Below are 711 nucleotides of genomic sequence, written 5' to 3' on the forward strand. Positions count from 1 at the left end.
AGAGCAGCAGCAGAAAACGATTGATGCGATTACAAAAGCGATTAAATATATGGCGAAACGCCGGATTGGCGCGCTTCTGACAATTGAACGGGAGACGGGAATGGGCGATTACATAGAAACGGGGATCCCTTTGAATGCAAAGGTCAGCTCTGAGCTATTGATCAACATCTTTATTCCGAACACTCCGCTTCATGACGGAGCCGTGATTATGAAAAACGATGAGGTTGCTGCAGCTGCCTGCTACCTTCCGCTTTCTGAAAGCCCTTTTATTTCAAAAGAGCTTGGAACGAGGCACAGAGCAGCAGTGGGAATCAGTGAAGTGACCGACAGTCTGACGGTTGTTGTATCCGAAGAGACGGGCGGCATCAGCGTCGCCAAAAACGGAGACCTTCACCGTGATTTATCGGAAGAGGCATTGAAAAATATGCTTGAAGCGGAATTTAAGAAAAATTCGCGGGAAACTTCCTCAAATCGCTGGTATTGGAGGGCGAAGAAAAATGGATAAGTTCTTAAACAATCCCTGGGCTGTCAAAGTTGTCGCGTTATTGTTCGCGTTTCTTCTTTACTTTGCGGTCCACAGCGCTCAGGCGCCGACTCCGAAGAAACCAGGTGAATCGTTTTTCCCGACATCGACAACAGACGAAGCGACGCTCACCGATATACCGGTCAAATCGTTTTATGATGATGAAAACTACGTCGTAACAGGCGTGC

1 protein-coding gene and 1 pseudogene are annotated in these 711 nt (G+C 47.7%); both read left to right on the top strand.

What is annotated here, in order from left to right:
• Positions 1-505 (top strand): diadenylate cyclase CdaA (cdaA, locus tag ACWHAR_RS27110; RefSeq protein ID WP_452088437.1); only part of this gene is annotated, 505 nt, incomplete at its 5' end.
• A pseudogene (locus tag ACWHAR_RS27115) lies at positions 498-711 on the top strand (YbbR-like domain-containing protein); the annotation flags it as partial. The gene cdaA and the pseudogene ACWHAR_RS27115, both read left to right, overlap by 8 nt.

The organism is Bacillus sp. LR--39 (genome assembly GCF_053613335.1).